We start from the raw sequence: 17,746 nt of genomic DNA on the forward strand, positions 1-17,746 counted from the left end.
AACCTATATGTTTGTGTCCAGTCACACCGCCAATCGGCCTTGGTCGTGACCCGGTGGCTATAGCGGCTCATTGATTAGGAGCCAAGCGATAGCTCGGTCCTTTCAAAGGCCGAATTAGCCACAGAAAATATTAAGTCAACAATTATTTGGGTAATTATATTACATTTATGGTAGCAATGACGAAATATCATCAGGTGCAATCCGCGACCATTCAGGTGGGTATTGATTGCGCAGCCATGTAAACTGACGCTTGGCATATTGCCGGGTTGATTGACCGCCTGCTGCAATTGCCTCCTCTCGGGTTATCTCACCGCGAATGAGAGATGCAACTTCTGGGACACCAATGGCCCGCATCACAGGAAGATCGGGCGAAAGCTCACGTGCAAGCAATGCTTCCACCTCTTCTATGGCCCCATCATCCAGCATCTTGGCAAACCGCATGTCACACCGATCATAGACCCATTGCCGCTCTGGCATGAGAATGACCGGGTGCAAGGTCACTTCTTCGCCAATGCCGCCAGACTTGGCTTGCTGCCAATCGGCCAGTGTCACTCCCGTAGAGCGCTTCACCTCTAATGCCCGTGCTATCCGTTGGCTATCACCCGGCTCCAATACGTCAGCGCGCAGCGGATCTTCAATTTGCAAAGCGGCGTAGGCATCTGCTGTGTCCATTGCTCGCACTTGTTCGCGCACTTCAACTTCGATTTCTGGAATAGGCGCGATACCTTCGATCAGAACTTTGAGGTACATACCGGTGCCGCCCACGAGGATCGGTGTCTTGCCGGCCGCATGCGCTTCTTCGATCTCAGCCTTCGCCCGAGCTGCCCAATCAGCCGCGGAACACGCCTCTGCGCCGTCCCACGTTCCATAGAGCCGATGTTCGCAATGCTTGAGGTCAATTTTTGAAGGCGCGGCGGAAAGGACCGGAATGTCCGCATAAACTTGCATGCTATCGGCGTTGATAATCACGCCCGACTGACCTTTGTTTCCAAGCGCTTTTGCCAAGGTTAGCGCAGATGCGCTCTTGCCGCTCGCGGTTGGCCCTGCAATGAGCCAAACTGGCCGTGTGGAAGCGGTGTCCGAAGGAGAATTTTTAGTGCTCATCGCGCGTCTGATAGCAGACAATCTGAATTGGAAAACACGTGTTGACGAAATGATGCGCGGATTGGCACCGACTTCGCAGGTCGGCGCGGACGTGCGCGCTGTCTTCGTGGAGCCTCTTTCAGCAGTCCCACATGTGCTGGAAATGCACTTTGACACGGACGAGGTGAGGTTGGTCTCGAATGTCCTGGAGACGCATTTTCCGGGATGTGATCATCTGATCACCAGCCACGAGGTTCAGCTTCCCCGGTTATTCATATCCGACATGGATTCGACGATGATCGAGCAGGAATGTATCGATGAGCTCGCCGACTTTGCTGGCTTGAAAGAGAAAATCTCCGACATCACTGAACGCGCGATGCAGGGTGAACTCGATTTCGAAACCGCGTTGCTTGAGCGGGTTGGGCTTCTTAAGGATCTTGGAGAGGAGGCGATTGATCAATGCTTGGCAGAGCGTATCTCTCCTACGCCGGGCGCAAGGACGGTGACGCAAACTTTGAGAGCGCATGGCGCTCGGACCGTTTTGGTAACAGGTGGATTTCACCACTTCGCAGACCGTGTTGCTGAATGGCTTGGATTTGATCGTGTCGTTGGCAACCGGCTTGGTGTGGCCAAAGGCAAGCTAACGGGACTGCTAGACGGACCGATCTCTGATGCGAATACGAAGTTGGCAACTTTGCGCGAAGAAGCAGCGAAATTGGGGGAGGGCACTCGCGTGCTCGCAACCGGTGATGGAGCGAACGACATCCCTATGATCGAAGCGGCGCATTATGGGTTTGCTTACCGGGCAAAGCCGAAAGCCCGTGACATGGCCAATGGCCGGGTCGATCAACCAGATTTGACTGCATTGCTTTCTTTATTGGGGATCCCTGAAAAGGACTGGGAAACCGGGTGAAGCAGTCGGCGCTTCTGAAAAGTTCAGTAATAGGGTTGCAAAAGGGAACCTATTTCGTTATTTACACAATTGTAAGTAGAGAGCGTTAGAGCTTGCCTAAATCCGAACCAATCAAGAGCAGCGCGTGATGACCACAGCCTATTCTCAAATTTTCGCAAACGACGGCACTGTCCTGCGCGATCCAGAGCGCCCTGAGCCTCGCTACTCATTGCCCCGTGCGATAAAGAACTTCCGGCTCCTTATGAAAGACAAGGAAGACACCAGCCTGGTCTTCAAAATCTACGAATCGCTGCCGTCCAATGACTTTTTGCCTCGCGTGCAAGAATTGATGCTTTCGCCGCGCGGAGAATTCCTCCGCTCATCTGAGCCAAGTCTTCCGGAAATCCTCGACGATCATGCAGAGCTGCGCAAAACGCCGAAAGGTTCGCTAGGGCATGCTTATTGCGATTTTATGGAAAGCGAAGGGCTGACAGCTGCGGGTCTTGTAGCGGAAAGTGACCGTTTGGGTCGCCCGAAATACAATGATCTGGTGCAGTGGTATAGTGAGCGCTCACGGGACACGCATGACCTCTTCCACGTCCTTACCGGCTATGGCCGCGATGCTCTGGGTGAACAATGCGTTCTGCTCTTCACACATGGTCAAGCGCCAACACAAGGCCATTTGCTGATTGGTTATGCGGGTTCCGCCAATATCAAAAAGATGATCTGGGGGTCAAAAGCCCCGGTCATGGGCGCAGTGCGTCAAGCCAAGGCCACAGGTTGCGGTGCTCCGCCGATGATTGAACAATCGATCCGCGAGCTTTTGAAGCAGCCTGTCGACGAAGTGCGCAAGACGCTCAATATTCCAGAGCCCACGCAATACCGGGAATGCCACCATATTTGGGCAGAAGAAGGAATTGATCCTTACGACCTGCTCGCCAGCGAAAACGAAACTAGTGAAGCGATTGCGGCTTAGGGTCTTTGATTAGAGCCAGCTTGCGATCTGGCTCAGCGGCTTTTTGAGTAATGCATGGGCGGGAACGCTCGCGTCATCGCTTGGTCGTCCGACTACCACAATCATCACCGGCTTTTCCCACTCTGGGCGCTCACATGCATCTCGTAAGAAACCCATGGGCGAAGGTGTGTGGGTGAGGGTGGCCAAGCCTGCCTCGTGCAAAGTCGTGATCAGCATGCCGCAAGCGATGCCGACGCTTTCATTGACATAATAATTTTGCGTCTTTCCGTCCTCTTCGATACCGCCCTTGCGCTGTGCAAAGACGACGATGAGGTACGGAGCGGTTTCGAGGAAAGGCTTGTCTTCATCTGTGCCGAGATCTTTGAGCGCGCCAAGCCATTCGTCGCTCGCTTTGGGTTTGTCTCCATCAGCGCCATAGAAACGCCGCTCTTCAGCTTCAGCAGCTTCGCGGATGGAGCGTTTCTTATCGGGAGAGGAGACGACCGCAAAGTGCCATGGTTGGTGGTTCGCTCCATTGGGCGCAGTGCCGGCCGCTTCAATGGCGGCTTCAATTGCTTCGCGCGGGACATCCTGTTCCGAGAAATATCGGCATGTGCGACGCTCTTTCAGTCGGTCACGTACGGAACGGGCACGGGCCACACTCTCTTCATCTGAGAGCGCCGCAAGCGAGTAAGGTATAGTTTCATGATTACGCATGAGTAGCTCTATCCAAATTTTTGGACCCGAAGGCTAGTGGACATTTAACTGACATGCTTGTTAGTATGGTGTGCAGGAGGAAGAGAAAAATGGCCCAGACGGATATGTCCTTGTTGGATTTACCTTTGGTGGCGCCCGAGCGCGTTGTGTCAGGGTTTCGCCCTTTGAAAGTGCTCCATCACTATGGAAAGCTTATCGAGGACAAAGAGGATACAGAACAGGTCTTTCACATTATCGAGGCAACAAAGGGTAAGAAATCCCACCGCCAAGCTTGGGACTTTATCAAGTCTGCCGATGGCCAGCTCTTGATGCGCGAGCAAGCGGTCATTCCTCCCATGCTCGATGACCATGCCCGCTGGGCTGACTTGCCCGACAACAGCGTGGGCAAGCACTATATCCGCTTTATGGAGCGCGAGGGGCTGACGGCTCAAGGGCTTGTCGATGAAAGCCATAAATGGGCGCCGCCCGAAGCTTTGCCGCAGGATTTGACGCAGTGGTATTTTGATCGTCTGCGCGACACGCATGATCTTTTCCATGTCCTAACCGGATATGGCCGCGATGCCTTGGGTGAGACGTCACTGCTTGGCTTTAGCTATTCGCAGAACCACAATAACGGTGTCTTCTTCATCGCCTATGCAGGGGCGCATCAGATCAAGAAAATGACTGGGACCAAGGCACCGCTTTACGCCTCAGTTCGTGAAGGTCGGCGTAATGGTAAAGCAGCAGCGAAGTTGGCGCATCTCGATGTGACAGCTTTGATGCGCGAAGACATTGACAAAGCGCGCGCGCGTTTGGGCATTAAGCCGGCTATGATTTACCGGGAATGTCTCGCCCAGTTGAAAGAAGAAGGCTTTGCCGAGGACGCACTCGATTTGTCGAGCAAAGAGCCACAAGCGCAGGCTGCCTAAGTCTCTTTTACCCGGCGAAGGTTCCACGCGAGCACCAAAATGGCGGCCACTCCGATGGCTGCCGATAGGGCAAATGGTGCGCCGGGGAAAAATACGCCTTCACCATCGGCAAAATGACCAAACGTGGTTGTCATCACCACAGGGCCAAAGATTGAAGTCACGCTGATCGCGCTGGCGATTGCGCCTTGAAGTTCGCCCTGTGCGTCTTCGGAAATCCGCTCACTCATCATTTGCTGCAGGGCAGGGAAGGCCATTCCCGACAGACAGCCAACAAAGATACCAACGATCATCATCCATGGCGCGCTGGCGAAGGCAAAGATCAGGAATGATGGCATCCCGAGCAAAAGCCCATAAAGGCTGGTGCGTTTCGCGCCAAAGCGGGTGACGACTTTGCCGGTCAGCACGCCTTGGACGAGCGCAAGCAGGAGGCCGTAAAGCGCGACACTGAGGCCCAGCTCAAACTCGGACCATCCCCATTGAAACCGGTTGAAATAGGCCCAAACCGTGAAGGTGGATTGAGACGCGAGCTGCATAAAGAAAATCACGGTGATAAAGCCTATGACGACGGGTGTTTTTGCCATTTGGATAAGAGTTCCCAGAGGGTTTGCTCTTGCACAAGAAAAGCTGCGCTGCCGATCTTTGGGCAGGGTTTCGCGTAAGATAAAGTAGCCCACAATCGATCCGCCGATTGCAAGGACAGCGGCGGCAAAGAATGGGAGGCGCACGGAAATCTCTCCCAGCATTCCGCCAAGCGCAGGTCCAAAGATGAAACCGCTGGCGCCCGCTCCACCTAAAATCCCGAAATACTTGCCGCGTTCTTCTGGGCTGACGATGTCCGCGACGCAGCTGTTCGCGGCGGTCCAACTTGCGCCCATTATCCCGGATAAAAGGCGGCCAGCGAATAGCCACCAAAGATCAGGTGCAAGCGCCATGATTACATAGTCGATGCCAAGCAGAAACAGCATGACCAAAAGGACAGGACGGCGTCCATATCGGTCTGAAATGCCGCCCACTATCGGCGCAAAGATGAACTGCATAATGGCGTATGCAAAAAGCAGCCAACCACCGATTTGCGCGGTTGCTTCTTCGCCTGCCCCGGTCATGCTTTCGAGCAAAGCTGGCATCACGGGAATGATGAGACCCATCCCCACCATGTCGACAAAAACGATGAAGGCGACAAAAATGAGGGTCGAGGCGGGGCGCTGATCGGTCATCTGTCAACCTTCGGGATCACGAATTTAAGACCAGACCAAATTTCATCGATCGCACATTTTTTGATATCTACAAACCCTGCATCCAGACCAAGCCTTTGGACTGCCCCTTGATCAAGCGCGGTTTCCATGCCTGATCCTTTCTTGGGCCAGCTTACCCAAACCTGACCATCCTTTGCTATCAATGTCCGAAGTTTTGCGAGATGATTGGCGAGCTTGGTTCCGTCAGTGACGAAGATATGAACCGCTTCCGTCCCTTCTTCGGGTTCGCCCACGATGACCAATTCGAGGCCATAATCCTCGATCTCCTCCCTGACTGTGCCGGGCATGTTTAGAAACCAACACCGCTGTCCATGGCGAAGGGTGAGCTTCTTTGCGAGGGGAGTTCCAGAATAGCCAGCGGTCATCACAAGGTGCTTTGCATAACGCAATCACCATAGTCCACACACAGGTGCCACAAAGCGCCCACTCCAAAAGCCCGCGCCCACCAGCGCGGGACAAGGAGTAGGGCGAGGTAGACGATCCCAGCTTCCCATCCATGGAAAGTGTGGAAGCCGATAGAGCAACGTTCAGGGTCGAAGATTGGGACCGCCCACAGGTGATCAATATCGATCACATTGCTGGCAACCATGACAGCGCCGAAACGTCTCCAATCGGTGCGGTAAACAACCCAAGCAATCAAGAGCGGCGCAAGCCAATGGCCGCCATAATGCAAAATGGGTTGTAAATGCTCTATGCTTCCATCCATTCGGCAAAGAAGCTTTTGTGAGCGTTGCGCATTTCCTCAAGTGAAATCCCAAGGAGGTTGTCACCGCCTACTGTTCCGATGCGAGTGAAGCCAACCATTTCTGCCTCGTCAATGTCTGGACCTTCGGCGACCATGGTGTTGAACGCGTGAGCAGTTGCCGCCGAAACGGTCACGACATAGCGCGCTTGATCTTCGCCAAACCACCATTGTGCGGCGGTGTAAGCATCGCTTGCCGAAACCTCAGCGCCAAGACCGCCGGACATAGCCATTTCAGCCAACGCTACTGCAAGACCGCCATCCGAAAGATCGTGAACCGCACTAAGTAGGCCGGCGTCGATGAGCTTGCGAACAATCTGTCCTGCACCCAGTTCAAGGGCCAAATTCACAGGTGGAGCACGGCCTTCATCGCGCCCTTTGACCACATCAAGCCAAAGCGATTTACCAAGATGAGAGCGGGTGGGATCAGGCTTGGCCCAGAATTCGGGTGCAATAAGATAGATCACGTCGCCTTCTGCTTTGAAGGCGGGGGTTACCATCTTCGATGCGTCTTCCAATATGCCTACGCCTCCAATAGCTGGGGTTGGCAGGATCGCAGAGCCGCCGCCGGTGGCTTTGCTCTCATTATAGAGACTGACATTGCCGGACACGATTGGGAAATCGAGCGTGCGGCATGCATCGCCCATACCTTCAAGCGCATGGACAAATTGGCTCATAATCTCGGGCCGCTGCGGGTTGGCAAAGTTGAGGCAGTTTGTAACAGCCAAAGGCCGTGCACCGACCGCACAGATATTACGATATGCCTCTGCAATCGCCTGTTTGCCGCCCTCATAGGGGTCTGCATAAACATAACGCGGTGTGCAATCGGTGCTAATCGCCAGGGCTTTATCGGTGCCATGAACGCGGACCACGCTGGCATCGCCGCCCGTTTGCAGAGTGTCGCCCATGACCTGGCTGTCATATTGCTCGCTGATCCAACCGCGCGAGGCGAGATTAGGGGAAGCGAGCAGTTTCAAGAGATCCGCGCCCGGGTCTTGAGTGTCCGGCGCGTCCTTCATCGGTGTGATACCCGCCCAAGACGCGTATTCGTCTTTGGAAATATAAGGGCGATCATACTCAGGCGCATCAGCTGCCAGAGGCCCAAGTGGGATGTCGCAGACGACCTCGCCATCAAATTCCAATACCATATGCCGCGTGTCGGTCACTTCGCCGATCACAGCAAAATCGAGTTCCCATTTTTCAAAGATCGCCGCGGCCATCTCTTCTTTGCCGGGTTTGAGAACCATAAGCATGCGCTCTTGGCTCTCTGACAGCATCATTTCGTAAGGCGTCATCGCCTCTTCCCGGCAGGGGACCTTGTTCATGTTGAGGCGGATGCCCGCCTTGCCATTGGTTGCCATTTCGACGCTGGAAGAGGTGAGGCCCGCTGCGCCCATATCCTGAATTGCAACGATGGCGTCTGTTGCCATCAGCTCAAGGCATGCCTCGATCAGTAGCTTTTCAGTGAAAGGATCGCCCACTTGAACGGTTGGACGTTTGGCCTCTGCGTCTTCCTCAAAATCCGCGCTCGCCATGGTCGCGCCGTGGATACCGTCGCGGCCGGTCTTAGAGCCGACATAAACGATCGGGTTTCCGACACCGGTGGCGGCCGAATAGAAGATCTTATCCGTATCGGCGATTCCAACGGTCATGGCATTCACAAGGATGTTACCATCATAGGCCGGATGAAAATTTGTCTCACCGCCGACTGTGGGTACGCCTACACAATTGCCATAACCGCCAATGCCGGCGACCACGCCTTGCACAAGGTGCTTCATTTTTGGGTGATCGGGGCGACCAAAACGCAAGGCATTCATATTGGCAACGGGACGCGCGCCCATGGTGAACACGTCGCGTAAAATCCCGCCGACCCCTGTCGCCGCGCCTTGATAAGGTTCGATATAAGAGGGGTGATTGTGGCTCTCCATCTTGAAGATTGCCGCTTGGCCATCACCAATGTCGATAATACCCGCATTCTCACCGGGACCGCAAATCACCCAATCCGCCTCAGTCGGCAGTTTTTTCAGATGAAGGCGCGATGACTTGTATGAACAATGCTCGGACCACATGACCGAGAATATGCCAAGCTCGACCAAATTGGGTTCGCGGCCAAGACCTGCCAGTACGCGTTCGTACTCTTCAGGAGAGAGGCCATGCTGTTCGACAACTTCTGGGGTAATTTCGCTCATGCGCGACCCCATAAGCTAGAGGCTCGCCGCCGCCAACCCGCCTCTCTGGGTAAAATAGCGATTCTTCCCCACCCACATGGCCAACAATGTTACCACCCCGAAGGCAAACAGCGCTTGGATGTAAAGAAATAGGCTCGCCTCCGTTGGGTGAGGGGCAAACCAATTGATTGCCTGCATGGCAAAAAGAGCAGCCAGAAGAATGAGGGGTTGAAAAATCGGACCCCGCGACCTCTTCATATAGAATAGAAATGCGGCAAGTGTGATCCCGATCTCGAGCGGCATAGCGATCTCTGGATGGTTCCAAAGGCCAAAGCCGTAGGTTTTCTCTCCGCCAGCAAGCGTAAGATCAGGGCGATGCGTAAGCCAATCGAGCACCCAATGTGATCCCACGACGCACGCAATAAGGAGCCCCGCAATGGTATCGCGATACCAAATCGCGATCACAATTCCGAAGGTCAGCGCCCACAAACCTGTACCAAGTAAGCTGTGAGTGTACGGCATATAATGTAGATCAAATGGAACCATCACGGTTGCATTGGGATCAATTCGCATCTGTTCGATGCCAACCATTGCCAATGCGAAAAAGGCCCAATCAACAAGCTGCGCCGCAACAAAATATGTCGCAAGCTTTGGCCCACGTGAATATGTTGCCGCTGCAAGGAAAGCTGGTGCGAAATGACCAATAAACATGATTGCCCCGAATGCCGCCCGTTTTTGTTTTTAGTTAGTCTGTATTAGCTTGCTTCGTGTGTGAAGCGCAATGCGATCCAGCATGCAAGGGTACTGGTGGTGCCCGTCGCAAATGCTCCCCAGAAGATATCAAACACAGTCACCTTTGTGGCCCATACCTTGAATACCGCTTGGCTGGTGAGATCAAAAGTCGCGTAGCAAAGGGCGCCCAGCAGTACCCCGTTCAAAAGGCTCTTCTTTACATCACCGCTTTCAAGACCCGGCCGGATCGCAAACCACATCATACCCGAAAGATAGGCGACATAGAATACGGCAGCTGCTCTTACATTGAAGTTTTCGGCCATGAGTTCACCGATGTTAGGGATGTAGAGATTAGGGCCTGCCCAATTCAGCCACATCGCATCGAGACCACCAAAAATCACTGCAGCGCATAGAAACGCGATCAAATATTTGGTCATGACCAATCCTTACTTTTGCTGGGCTAGAGCAGGGCCTTGAGACCAAGCACTTGACCGGGCGAGCGCTCAGCGTCAATGCTCAAGCCTATGGATCAGGGAAACACTGCAGGCGCCTCTGATGTGCCGCAAATCGACCAAATGAGCTTTGAACAGGCGCTCACCGCGCTTGAGGAAATTGTCACGCAGTTGGAGCGCGGCGATGTTCCACTTGACCAATCCATTGCGCTTTACGAACGCGGCGAGGTATTGCGTGCGGCATGCCAAGATAGGCTCGACAGCGCACAGGCGCGGATTGAAAAAATTGTTACTGGCAGTGCTGGCGCGCCGAGCAGCACAGCTCCGCTTGATGGAGGGCAATAGGTGAGCCTTGTCGGAATGGACGGTGACCTGCTCCAAGATGGCTTGAAACGCGTTCAATCAGAAATCGATTCGGTTTTTGACGCCTTTTTGCCAGTGCCTTCAGACACACGTTCTCGCCTTGTTGAAGCGATGCGATACGCTGCCATTGGGGGCGGCAAAAGGGTTCGGCCCTTATTGCTGGTCACGACAGCTGAGCTTTTCGGCGTCGATCGCACTGCTGCTTTGCGCGCGGGCGCAGCAATCGAGGCGATCCATTGTTATTCGCTAATCCACGACGATCTGCCTTGTATGGATGACGATGATCTTCGCCATGGCAAGGCAACATTGCATCATGCCTATGACGAGGCGACTGCTGTGCTTGCAGGCGATGCTCTTCATGCGCTCGCGTTCGAAATCCTAGCCGATCATGGCACCAGCCCTGACCCTTTTGTGCGGAGCGAATTGATTGCGACGCTCGGAGCGGCCAGCGGTATGAACGGAATGGCCGGGGGACAGATGATGGATATGGTCGCTGACGAGGAGGGCGTCAGATATGATCTTCAAGCTATCACGCGGCTCCAGCAATTGAAAACCGGGGCGTTGCTTTCTTGCTCAGTGGAAATGGGCGCCGTGCTAGGCAAAGTGCCAGCCGAAGGCCGCGCGCAACTGAGGGCCTATTCACGCGACATTGGTCTTGCATTCCAAATTGCGGATGACCTGCTTGACGTCGAAGGCGATGCAGAATTAGCGGGCAAGGCACTGCGCAAGGATGAGGGCCAAGGCAAACAAACCTTTGTTACGTTGATGGGCGTCGATCAAGCGCGCGAACAAGCGCGGGTATTGGTCGATCAGGCCATCGGACACTTAAGTTCGCATGGCTCAGAAGCCGACACCTTGCGTGCTTTGGCGCGGTTTATTGTGGAGCGGGACAGATAAATGATAAGTCAGGCAATAAGACCCGGCACATTTAGGAGCAATTTCTCATGACTAAGCGCATCGGGATCTACCCCGGCACATTTGATCCAATCACTTTGGGTCATACCGATATTATTCGGCGCGGGGCAAAGTTGGTTGATGAGTTGATTATCGGCGTCACCACAAACCCGTCCAAAAACCCAATGTTTTCAACCGAAGAGCGTTTTGCGATGGTCGAACGCGAGGTGCAGGCACTGGGTCTTACGAATGTAAAGGTCGTGGGCTTCAATGCACTGCTCGTGAAGTTTGCAAACAAAATGGGTGCCAATGTAATCATTCGGGGTCTGCGCGCCGTGGCGGATTTCGAATATGAGTATCAGATGGCAGGCATGAACCAACAGCTGGACGAGAAGATCGAAACCGTCTTCTTGATGGCCGATGTTTCGCTTCAACCGATTGCGTCCAAGCTTGTTAAAGAAATCGCCCTTTATGGCGGCGATATAACTCCATTTGTGAGCGCCGATGTTAAAGGTGAGGTCAATTCGCGCGTCGCAGAAATCGGCCGCAAAGGTGATTATTAGAAAGCGATGAGATTGTGCGGGAAAGCGTACTCATTCATTGAAGTGTCAGGCGCGCACCGTTAGATGAAGCGCAGATATTGTTACGGACCAAAGATAAAACCATGATCAAATCGCTAACCGCTTCTGTTGCTGCCCTGGGTCTTCTCGCGTTTTCGAGCCAAACTTTTGCGCAGGAAGAAGAGGCGCCTGCCACAACAGACACGCGCTTATTTCCTCCGATTAGCTTTGACCAAACCGAAAAGCCTGAAAACGTTTGGGTGATCGACCTTTCCAACGGTGAGCGGGTGAAGATCCGGTTGATGGAAGAGTGGGCTCCAAAGCATGTTGAGCGTATCAAAACTCTTACCCGTCAAGGGTTTTACGACGGAGTGATTTTCCACCGCGTGATCGACGGATTTATGGCGCAGGGCGGCGATCCAACCGGCACAGGTCAAGGCGGATCAGAGCTTCCTGACCTCACTGAAGAATTTAACCCTATGCCGCACGTGCGCGGCTCGGTCGCGATGGCGCGCGCCAGCGATGAAAACAGCGCGAACAGCCAATTTTTCATCGTGTTCTACCCGCGTTTCAACCTCGATAAACGCTATACCAATTTTGGCCGGGTAATCGATAACATGGCCGCAGTTGATGCAATCAACAAAGGTGAGCCGCCAACGGACCCTACTCGTATCGTTCAAGCCTCGCTTGCGGTTGATAACAAGCCTGTGCCCCGTCCAAGCGCCGCACCGTCAGTTGAGCCTGAATTGACCGCAGACCTACTGAACGCGCCGCTCGGCTCTCAATAACGCAAACGCAGTTTTGGTTCACGAAATGGGTTTTCGCATCCTTGCGAAACCCGTAAGGCCCGAGCCATGCGTGTTGATCTTTTCGACTTTGAGCTACCCCAAGAGCGTATTGCGCTAAGGCCAGTGCGTCCGCGTGATTCAGCGCGAATGCTGGTTGTTCGTGGGCAGAATGCAGTTTTTGGGGACAATTGCGTCCTCGACCTGCCGGAAGTGTTGGAACCTGGTGATGTGCTGGTTTTCAACGACACGCGCGTCTTGCCAGCCCAGCTCGAAGGGCGACGTTCTGGCGGTGAGGCGAAGATCGGCGCAACATTGCACAAACGTTTGGACCTGCGGCGTTGGCAGGCCTTTGTCCGCAATGCCAAGCGCGTGAAGGTGGGAGAACAACTCATCTTTGGTGGAGGCGTCACCGCCATCGCCGAAAAACGCCATACAGATGGATCAATCACCTTGTCCTTTGAAGGGGATGAGCCAGTAGAAGTGCTGCTCGACAGAGCGGGCACAATGCCACTGCCTCCCTATATCGCGGCGCGCCGGGGCGTGGATGAACAGGATTTGTCTGATTACCAAACTATGTTTGCCGCTGAAGACGGCGCAGTCGCCGCGCCAACCGCCAGCCTCCATTTCACCGACCGGCTTGTCGAGGCGCTTGATAAGCGCGGGATCGGACGAGAAACGCTCACATTGCATGTAGGCGCTGGTACATTTCTACCGGTGAAGGCTGACGACACTGATGATCACCAAATGCATTCCGAATTTGGCCGTATCAATGCTGAAACAGCGGCCCGATTGAACGAAGTAAAAGCAAATGGTGGCCGCATTATTGCAGTGGGCACAACGAGCCTGCGCACTCTAGAAAGCGCGGCGACGCAGGATGGCAAAATTCAAGAGTTCGCCGCAGACACCGACATCTTCATTACGCCGGGCTACCGCTTCAAAGCGGTGGACGGTTTGATGACCAATTTTCACCTTCCAAAATCCACTTTGATGATGCTGGTGAGTGCGCTTGTGGGCCGGGACCGGATCATGGACGCCTACACCCACGCCATTCAAAACGACTACCGCTTCTATTCGTATGGTGACTCGTCGTTGCTGCTGCCCTAGCGGGTGAAATATGTCTGACCCTATTCTTTCCATTCGCGGCCTGAAGAAAATTTATGCCGGCGGCTTAAAGGCGCTCGACGATGTCGATCTCGACATTCGCAAAGGCGAAATTTTCGCGCTTCTTGGGCCCAATGGAGCAGGCAAAACCACTTTGATCGGGGCCGTGTGCGGACTTGTTCGCCCGACATCTGGCACGATCACCGCCTTTGGAAGCGACCTTTCCATTGAATGGCGCAGGGCAAGGGCGCGCATTGGTCTGGTTCCGCAAGAACTTTCGACCGATATGTTCGAAACCGTTTGGCGCGCGGTATCGTATTCTCGCGGCCTTTTTGGCCTTGCCCCTGACAAGTTGAAGATTGAAGAGATTCTGCGTTCCCTCAGCCTATGGGAGAAGAAAGACAGCCAAATCCGCGAGCTGTCCGGTGGGATGAAGCGCCGTGTCCTGATCGCCAAGGCGCTCGCACATGAACCGGATCTGTTGTTCCTCGATGAACCAACAGCCGGCGTGGATGTCGAGCTGCGCAAGGGCATGTGGGAGCAGATTGGTGCACTTCGTGAAAAAGGCACCACCATCATCCTCACCACGCACTACATTGAAGAGGCCGAATTGATGGCTGATCGTGTGGGTATCATCCGCAAGGGCCAGATATTGATGGTCGATGATAAAGCGTCAATCATGCAGCACATGGGTTCGACAGAGGCGGTTCTCACGTTGGCTAAGCCGATGGATTCGATCCCCGATGAACTTGCATCATTTTCACTCACTCTAGGTGAGGGCGGTTTGTCCTTGATCTACCGCGGCGGCGGAGGTGAGGGCGACGGCAATGCCGAAGTCGCGGCGCTTACCAAAGCGCTGATCGGGGCGGGGGTCGACTATACGGGTATCGACATCCATGATTCCTCGCTTGAGGACATATTCGTGGGCCTCGTCTCTGAAGAGAATGGGGAGGCCGCGTGATGGGTAACTTCAATGCACGCGGGGCATGGTCGATTTACGTGCGCGAGTTGATGCGCGCTCTTCGGACCGCGTTTCAGTCGATCCTTTCGCCGGTATTGACGACATCGCTCTACTTCGTCGTTTTCGGAACGGTTATTGGGGGCCGGATGGAGCCAGTTGACGGGGTAGCCTATGGGGCGTTTATTATCCCGGGTTTGCTGATGCTGACCTTGCTTGGCGAAACGACGAGTAACTCCAGTTTCGGCATTTATATGCCGCGCTTTACCGGCACGATTTACGAGCTTTTGTCGGCACCTGTTGGAGTCTCTGAAACGCTGATCGGTTTTGTTGGCGCAGCTGCGACCAAAGGATTGATCCTGGCGGCAATTATCCTTGGCACGGCGACCTTCTTTGTCGAATATGAAATCAAATACCCTTTGGCAGCGGTGGGATACATCATGCTTGTCGCGGCCAGCTTCTCGCTCTTCGGATTTATCCTCGGCATTTGGGCGGACAGTTTTGAAAAACTGGGCATTATCCCGCTGCTTTTCCTAACGCCTCTGACGTTCCTTGGGGGTACATTCTATTCGATCGACGACTTGCCTGGGGTTTGGTCAACTATTGCCTATGCCAACCCAATCGCCTTTCTGGTGAGCGGGCTGCGATGGACTTTCTATGGCACATCCGATGTATCAATCTGGGTTTCGCTAGGTATGACTTTGGGCTTCCTCACCTTGTGCGTGTGCGTCATCGCCTTTGTCTTTAAAACCGGGTGGCGTTTGAGAGAATAGCTAATGCGGCATGAGCAGTTCTAACTATTGTTTAATTCTTCAGACATATTGCGGAACTGATCTTCTATAGGAACATTTGTATTGGACCAGCCCGTCGCAACAAAGATTGGTGCGCATATTACTTCCGCTCTGTTTGGCGGAGCATTCGCGACAGCACAATTCCGTCAATATAACGCGTGGGAGGGGGACCTATCCGGAATCTCGCCCGACGAACTTATCGTCGCAACGGCACTACCCACCGTGGTTTTCTTAGTCATTTTCGTCGCTGGCCATATGATGATCAGAAAGCTCAACGAGAAGGTGCGTTTAGCATATTCACTTTTAGGTTTCGTTGCGTTGTTCGCAGCGAGCCTCTCCGCAATGCCAATTCACCTCATTCAAACTGCGATGGACAACGGCATCGTCTCGATCCTTGTTGCGCTTAATGCTGCGATTGGTTCGCTTATTGGCTTTTTGCATTTAAGGTCAGCGGGGTATGAGTTTGACGAAAACGAGATAGCGCAGATTGAAGAAGCATTGGCGTCAAAGGCGAGTTCTTCAGCCGCAAGCCTAGTATCTGCGGAAGCCCAAGCATCAGGCCAAGCATCAGGGGAGCGAGGCCAATCTGCTCCTGCACAAGCCGTTCAAACGCCGGCAAAGAACGAAGCTGACGACAACACCGGCGTGGTTAGAACGAAAAACGGCACGTTCTTTGATGGGCCTTTGCAGGTGATTACTTCAGGCAATGCTGTGTTTGCAGCAGCTTTGTCTGGAGGCTTAGTGCACTTTTTATACACCGCCATCATCTATCTTGGATTCTCAAACGGGAAGTTTGGCGCAAGCGAGAGCCTGAAGGATGACATCCTGAGCGGAGGTGTTTTCTCTAGCGTCGTCTTCGGTCTGATGTTTTCCATTGTCGTTTGCATGATAACGCTCCCCCCGGCCATCTACATTCTGCACAAGTTTCTTGTCTCCAGAAATCGTGTTGATTTGACGAGCTATGTGGTGGCTGGCGGAGCGCTTCCTCTGGGCACTGGGCTGTTGATGTTTGGGCTTGGGTTATTGCTAACACATTGGCTAATTCTTCCGCTTGCTGCCGCAATGGGAGTTTACCATCGCCTTGCGGGGATCGAGCCTGCGGCGTTGCCTGACGATATTGAGGTTTCTGACCCGCGGGCATTAATCGCCGAGGATCACGTCAGACGCCGGATGCGACGAGTGGTCGGTTAATTCACACACTCGACTTATCGCGCTGGGTGGTTATGGGAGCGCCCATGACACAGCGCTTCGCTTTCGAACTTCACGCAACCGATGGCCGCGCGCGCACGGGTAAAATCACCATGCAACGCGGCGAGATCCGCACGCCTGCATTTATGCCGGTGGGCACTGCTGCAACCGTCAAGGCGATGAAACCTGAGAGCGTCCGGGAAATTGGCGCGGATATTATCCTTGGGAATACCTATCACTTGATGCTGCGGCCCGGTGCGGAACGTATGGCGCGGCTTGGTGGTCTGCATAACTTCATGAAATGGGATCGCCCGATCCTGACCGATAGCGGCGGTTATCAGGTGATGAGCCTGTCGGAACTGCGCAAGCTCACGGAAAAAGGCGTTGAATTTCGCAGCCATATTGATGGCTCAAAACACATGCTTACCCCAGAGCGCTCGATGGAAATTCAGCGTCTCCTAGGTTCAGACATCGTCATGTGCTTTGATGAATGTCCGCGCGCTGACCGGCCGCGTGATGAAATCGCGGCATCAATGGAGCTTTCCATGCGCTGGGCAAAGCGCAGCAGGAATGGCTTTGACGGCGGCGAAGAACACGCCGCGCGTTCTGCATTGTTTGGGATCCAGCAAGGCGCCCTTGATGAGGACCTTCGGCGTGTCAGCGCGCAAAAACTCGTGGACATTGGTTTTGACGGATACGCGGTTGGCGGCCTTGCTGTGGGCGAGGGGCAAGAGGCCATGTTCGGTGTGTTAGATTATGCTCCCGAAATGCTGCCGAAAGACCGCCCGCGCTATCTTATGGGGGTGGGCAAACCCGATGATCTGGTTGGTGCAGTGGAACGCGGTATCGACATGTTTGACTGCGTCCTTCCCACTAGATCGGGCCGCAACGGGCAGGCGTTCACCTGGAATGGGACTATCAACTTGCGCAATGCCCGTTTTGCTGAAGATCAGGAGCCACTTGATCCGACCTCTAATTGCTCCGCATCCCGCGACTATTCAAAAGCCTATTTGCACCACTTGCACAAATCGCATGAGATTTTGGGCGCAATGCTGCTGACTGAGCATAACCTGGCTTTTTATCATGCTTTGATGCAGAGAATGCGCGATGCTATTGCTCAGGGCAGTTTTACTGCCTTTGCCGGTGAGTTTCGGAGCAGTTATTTTGGAAAGTGAGCTTTGACAAAGCGTTGATACTTCGC

20 protein-coding genes are annotated in these 17,746 nt (G+C 53.9%); 12 read left to right on the top strand and 8 right to left on the bottom strand.

The features are described from left to right. Positions 1–165 precede the first annotated feature (165 nt). A complete protein-coding gene (gene miaA / locus ABJ205_RS07190) occupies positions 166–1,104 on the bottom strand; it encodes a tRNA (adenosine(37)-N6)-dimethylallyltransferase MiaA (protein ID WP_348155521.1) in 939 nt (312 codons plus the stop codon). Between miaA and serB the strand changes: the two genes are divergently transcribed. After that, positions 1,097–1,996 (top strand): phosphoserine phosphatase SerB, encoded by a 900-nt coding sequence (serB, locus tag ABJ205_RS07195; RefSeq protein WP_348155520.1) that lies wholly within the window; start codon positions 1,097–1,099, stop codon positions 1,994–1,996. The genes miaA and serB overlap by 8 nt on opposite strands. Before the next feature lie 127 nt (positions 1,997–2,123). Next, positions 2,124–2,951 carry a Coq4 family protein gene (locus ABJ205_RS07200; RefSeq protein ID WP_348155519.1) on the top strand — a complete coding sequence of 276 codons (828 nt, stop codon included), beginning with the start codon at positions 2,124–2,126 and terminating at the stop codon, positions 2,949–2,951. Positions 2,952–2,960: 9 nt separating this feature from the next. Here ABJ205_RS07200 and ABJ205_RS07205 read toward each other — a convergent pair whose 3' ends face one another. Next, a complete protein-coding gene (locus tag ABJ205_RS07205) occupies positions 2,961–3,647 on the bottom strand; it encodes a nitroreductase family protein (RefSeq protein ID WP_348155518.1) in 687 nt (228 codons plus the stop codon). A gap of 89 nt (positions 3,648–3,736) precedes the next feature. On the opposite strand from ABJ205_RS07205, the gene ABJ205_RS07210 reads away from it, so the two are divergent. Beyond that, entirely contained in the window at positions 3,737–4,555 is an 819-nt protein-coding gene (locus ABJ205_RS07210) for a Coq4 family protein (protein WP_348155516.1), read from the top strand. On the opposite strand, the gene ABJ205_RS07215 is transcribed toward ABJ205_RS07210, so the two are convergent. Genes ABJ205_RS07215 through ABJ205_RS07240 form a run of 6 tightly spaced genes read right to left on the bottom strand, consistent with a single transcriptional unit; the run spans position 4,552 to position 9,887 of the window. Further along, positions 4,552–5,769 carry a TCR/Tet family MFS transporter gene (locus ABJ205_RS07215; RefSeq protein WP_348155515.1) on the bottom strand — a complete coding sequence of 406 codons (1,218 nt, stop codon included), beginning with the start codon at positions 5,767–5,769 and terminating at the stop codon, positions 4,552–4,554. The two genes, ABJ205_RS07210 and ABJ205_RS07215, sit on opposite strands and share 4 nt — an antisense overlap. Next, positions 5,766–6,173, bottom strand: coding sequence for a DUF3052 family protein (locus ABJ205_RS07220; protein ID WP_348155513.1), 408 nt, complete (start codon positions 6,171–6,173; stop codon positions 5,766–5,768). Before ABJ205_RS07220 ends, ABJ205_RS07215 begins: the two co-directional genes overlap by 4 nt. After that, the gene (locus ABJ205_RS07225) at positions 6,173–6,514 is read right to left on the bottom strand and encodes a DUF6122 family protein (protein WP_348155511.1); all 342 of its coding nucleotides are present in this window, start codon (positions 6,512–6,514) and stop codon (positions 6,173–6,175) included. Before ABJ205_RS07225 ends, ABJ205_RS07220 begins: the two co-directional genes overlap by 1 nt. Beyond that, positions 6,499–8,739, bottom strand: a complete 2,241-nt coding sequence (purL, locus tag ABJ205_RS07230; protein ID WP_348155509.1) for a phosphoribosylformylglycinamidine synthase subunit PurL — start codon at positions 8,737–8,739, stop codon at positions 6,499–6,501. The genes ABJ205_RS07225 and purL overlap by 16 nt, the downstream gene beginning before the upstream one ends. Positions 8,740–8,754: 15 nt before the next feature. Further along, positions 8,755–9,429 (bottom strand): hypothetical protein, encoded by a 675-nt coding sequence (locus tag ABJ205_RS07235; RefSeq protein ID WP_348155507.1) that lies wholly within the window; start codon positions 9,427–9,429, stop codon positions 8,755–8,757. Positions 9,430–9,473: 44 nt separating this feature from the next. Continuing rightward, positions 9,474–9,887, bottom strand: coding sequence for a DUF2177 family protein (locus tag ABJ205_RS07240; RefSeq protein ID WP_348155505.1), 414 nt, complete (start codon positions 9,885–9,887; stop codon positions 9,474–9,476). Between the two features lie 87 nt (positions 9,888–9,974). Here ABJ205_RS07240 and ABJ205_RS07245 point away from each other — a divergent pair, with 87 nt between their 5' ends. The 9 genes from ABJ205_RS07245 to tgt all read left to right on the top strand — a co-directional run bounded on the left by ABJ205_RS07245 (position 9,975) and on the right by tgt (position 17,720). Further along, a complete protein-coding gene (locus tag ABJ205_RS07245; protein WP_348155503.1) occupies positions 9,975–10,247 on the top strand; it encodes an exodeoxyribonuclease VII small subunit in 273 nt (90 codons plus the stop codon). 15 nt (positions 10,248–10,262) lie between these two features. Continuing rightward, on the top strand, positions 10,263–11,162 hold the full coding sequence (locus tag ABJ205_RS07250) for a polyprenyl synthetase family protein (RefSeq protein WP_348155591.1): 900 nt from the start codon (positions 10,263–10,265) through the stop codon (positions 11,160–11,162). Positions 11,163–11,209: 47 nt separating this feature from the next. Next, the gene (gene coaD, locus ABJ205_RS07255; RefSeq protein WP_348155502.1) at positions 11,210–11,722 is read left to right on the top strand and encodes a pantetheine-phosphate adenylyltransferase; all 513 of its coding nucleotides are present in this window, start codon (positions 11,210–11,212) and stop codon (positions 11,720–11,722) included. A gap of 101 nt (positions 11,723–11,823) precedes the next feature. Beyond that, entirely contained in the window at positions 11,824–12,507 is a 684-nt protein-coding gene (locus ABJ205_RS07260) for a peptidylprolyl isomerase (protein ID WP_348155501.1), read from the top strand. 66 nt (positions 12,508–12,573) lie between these two features. Next, positions 12,574–13,611, top strand: a complete 1,038-nt coding sequence (gene queA, locus ABJ205_RS07265) for a tRNA preQ1(34) S-adenosylmethionine ribosyltransferase-isomerase QueA (RefSeq protein WP_348155499.1) — start codon at positions 12,574–12,576, stop codon at positions 13,609–13,611. A gap of 10 nt (positions 13,612–13,621) precedes the next feature. Beyond that, positions 13,622–14,569, top strand: coding sequence for an ABC transporter ATP-binding protein (locus tag ABJ205_RS07270; RefSeq protein ID WP_348155496.1), 948 nt, complete (start codon positions 13,622–13,624; stop codon positions 14,567–14,569). Next, complete coding sequence (locus tag ABJ205_RS07275) at positions 14,569–15,339, top strand: ABC transporter permease (protein ID WP_348155494.1); 771 nt, start codon at positions 14,569–14,571, stop codon at positions 15,337–15,339. The genes ABJ205_RS07270 and ABJ205_RS07275 overlap by 1 nt, the downstream gene beginning before the upstream one ends. An 81-nt stretch (positions 15,340–15,420) precedes the next feature. Beyond that, complete coding sequence (locus ABJ205_RS07280; RefSeq protein WP_348155492.1) at positions 15,421–16,548, top strand: hypothetical protein; 1,128 nt, start codon at positions 15,421–15,423, stop codon at positions 16,546–16,548. Between the two features lie 44 nt (positions 16,549–16,592). Next, positions 16,593–17,720, top strand: a complete 1,128-nt coding sequence (gene tgt / locus ABJ205_RS07285) for a tRNA guanosine(34) transglycosylase Tgt (RefSeq protein ID WP_348155491.1) — start codon at positions 16,593–16,595, stop codon at positions 17,718–17,720. The last annotated feature ends 26 nt before the right edge of the window (positions 17,721–17,746 follow it).

This window comes from Erythrobacter sp. (genome assembly GCF_039988855.1).
Classification (GTDB): Bacteria; Pseudomonadota; Alphaproteobacteria; order Sphingomonadales; family Sphingomonadaceae; genus Erythrobacter.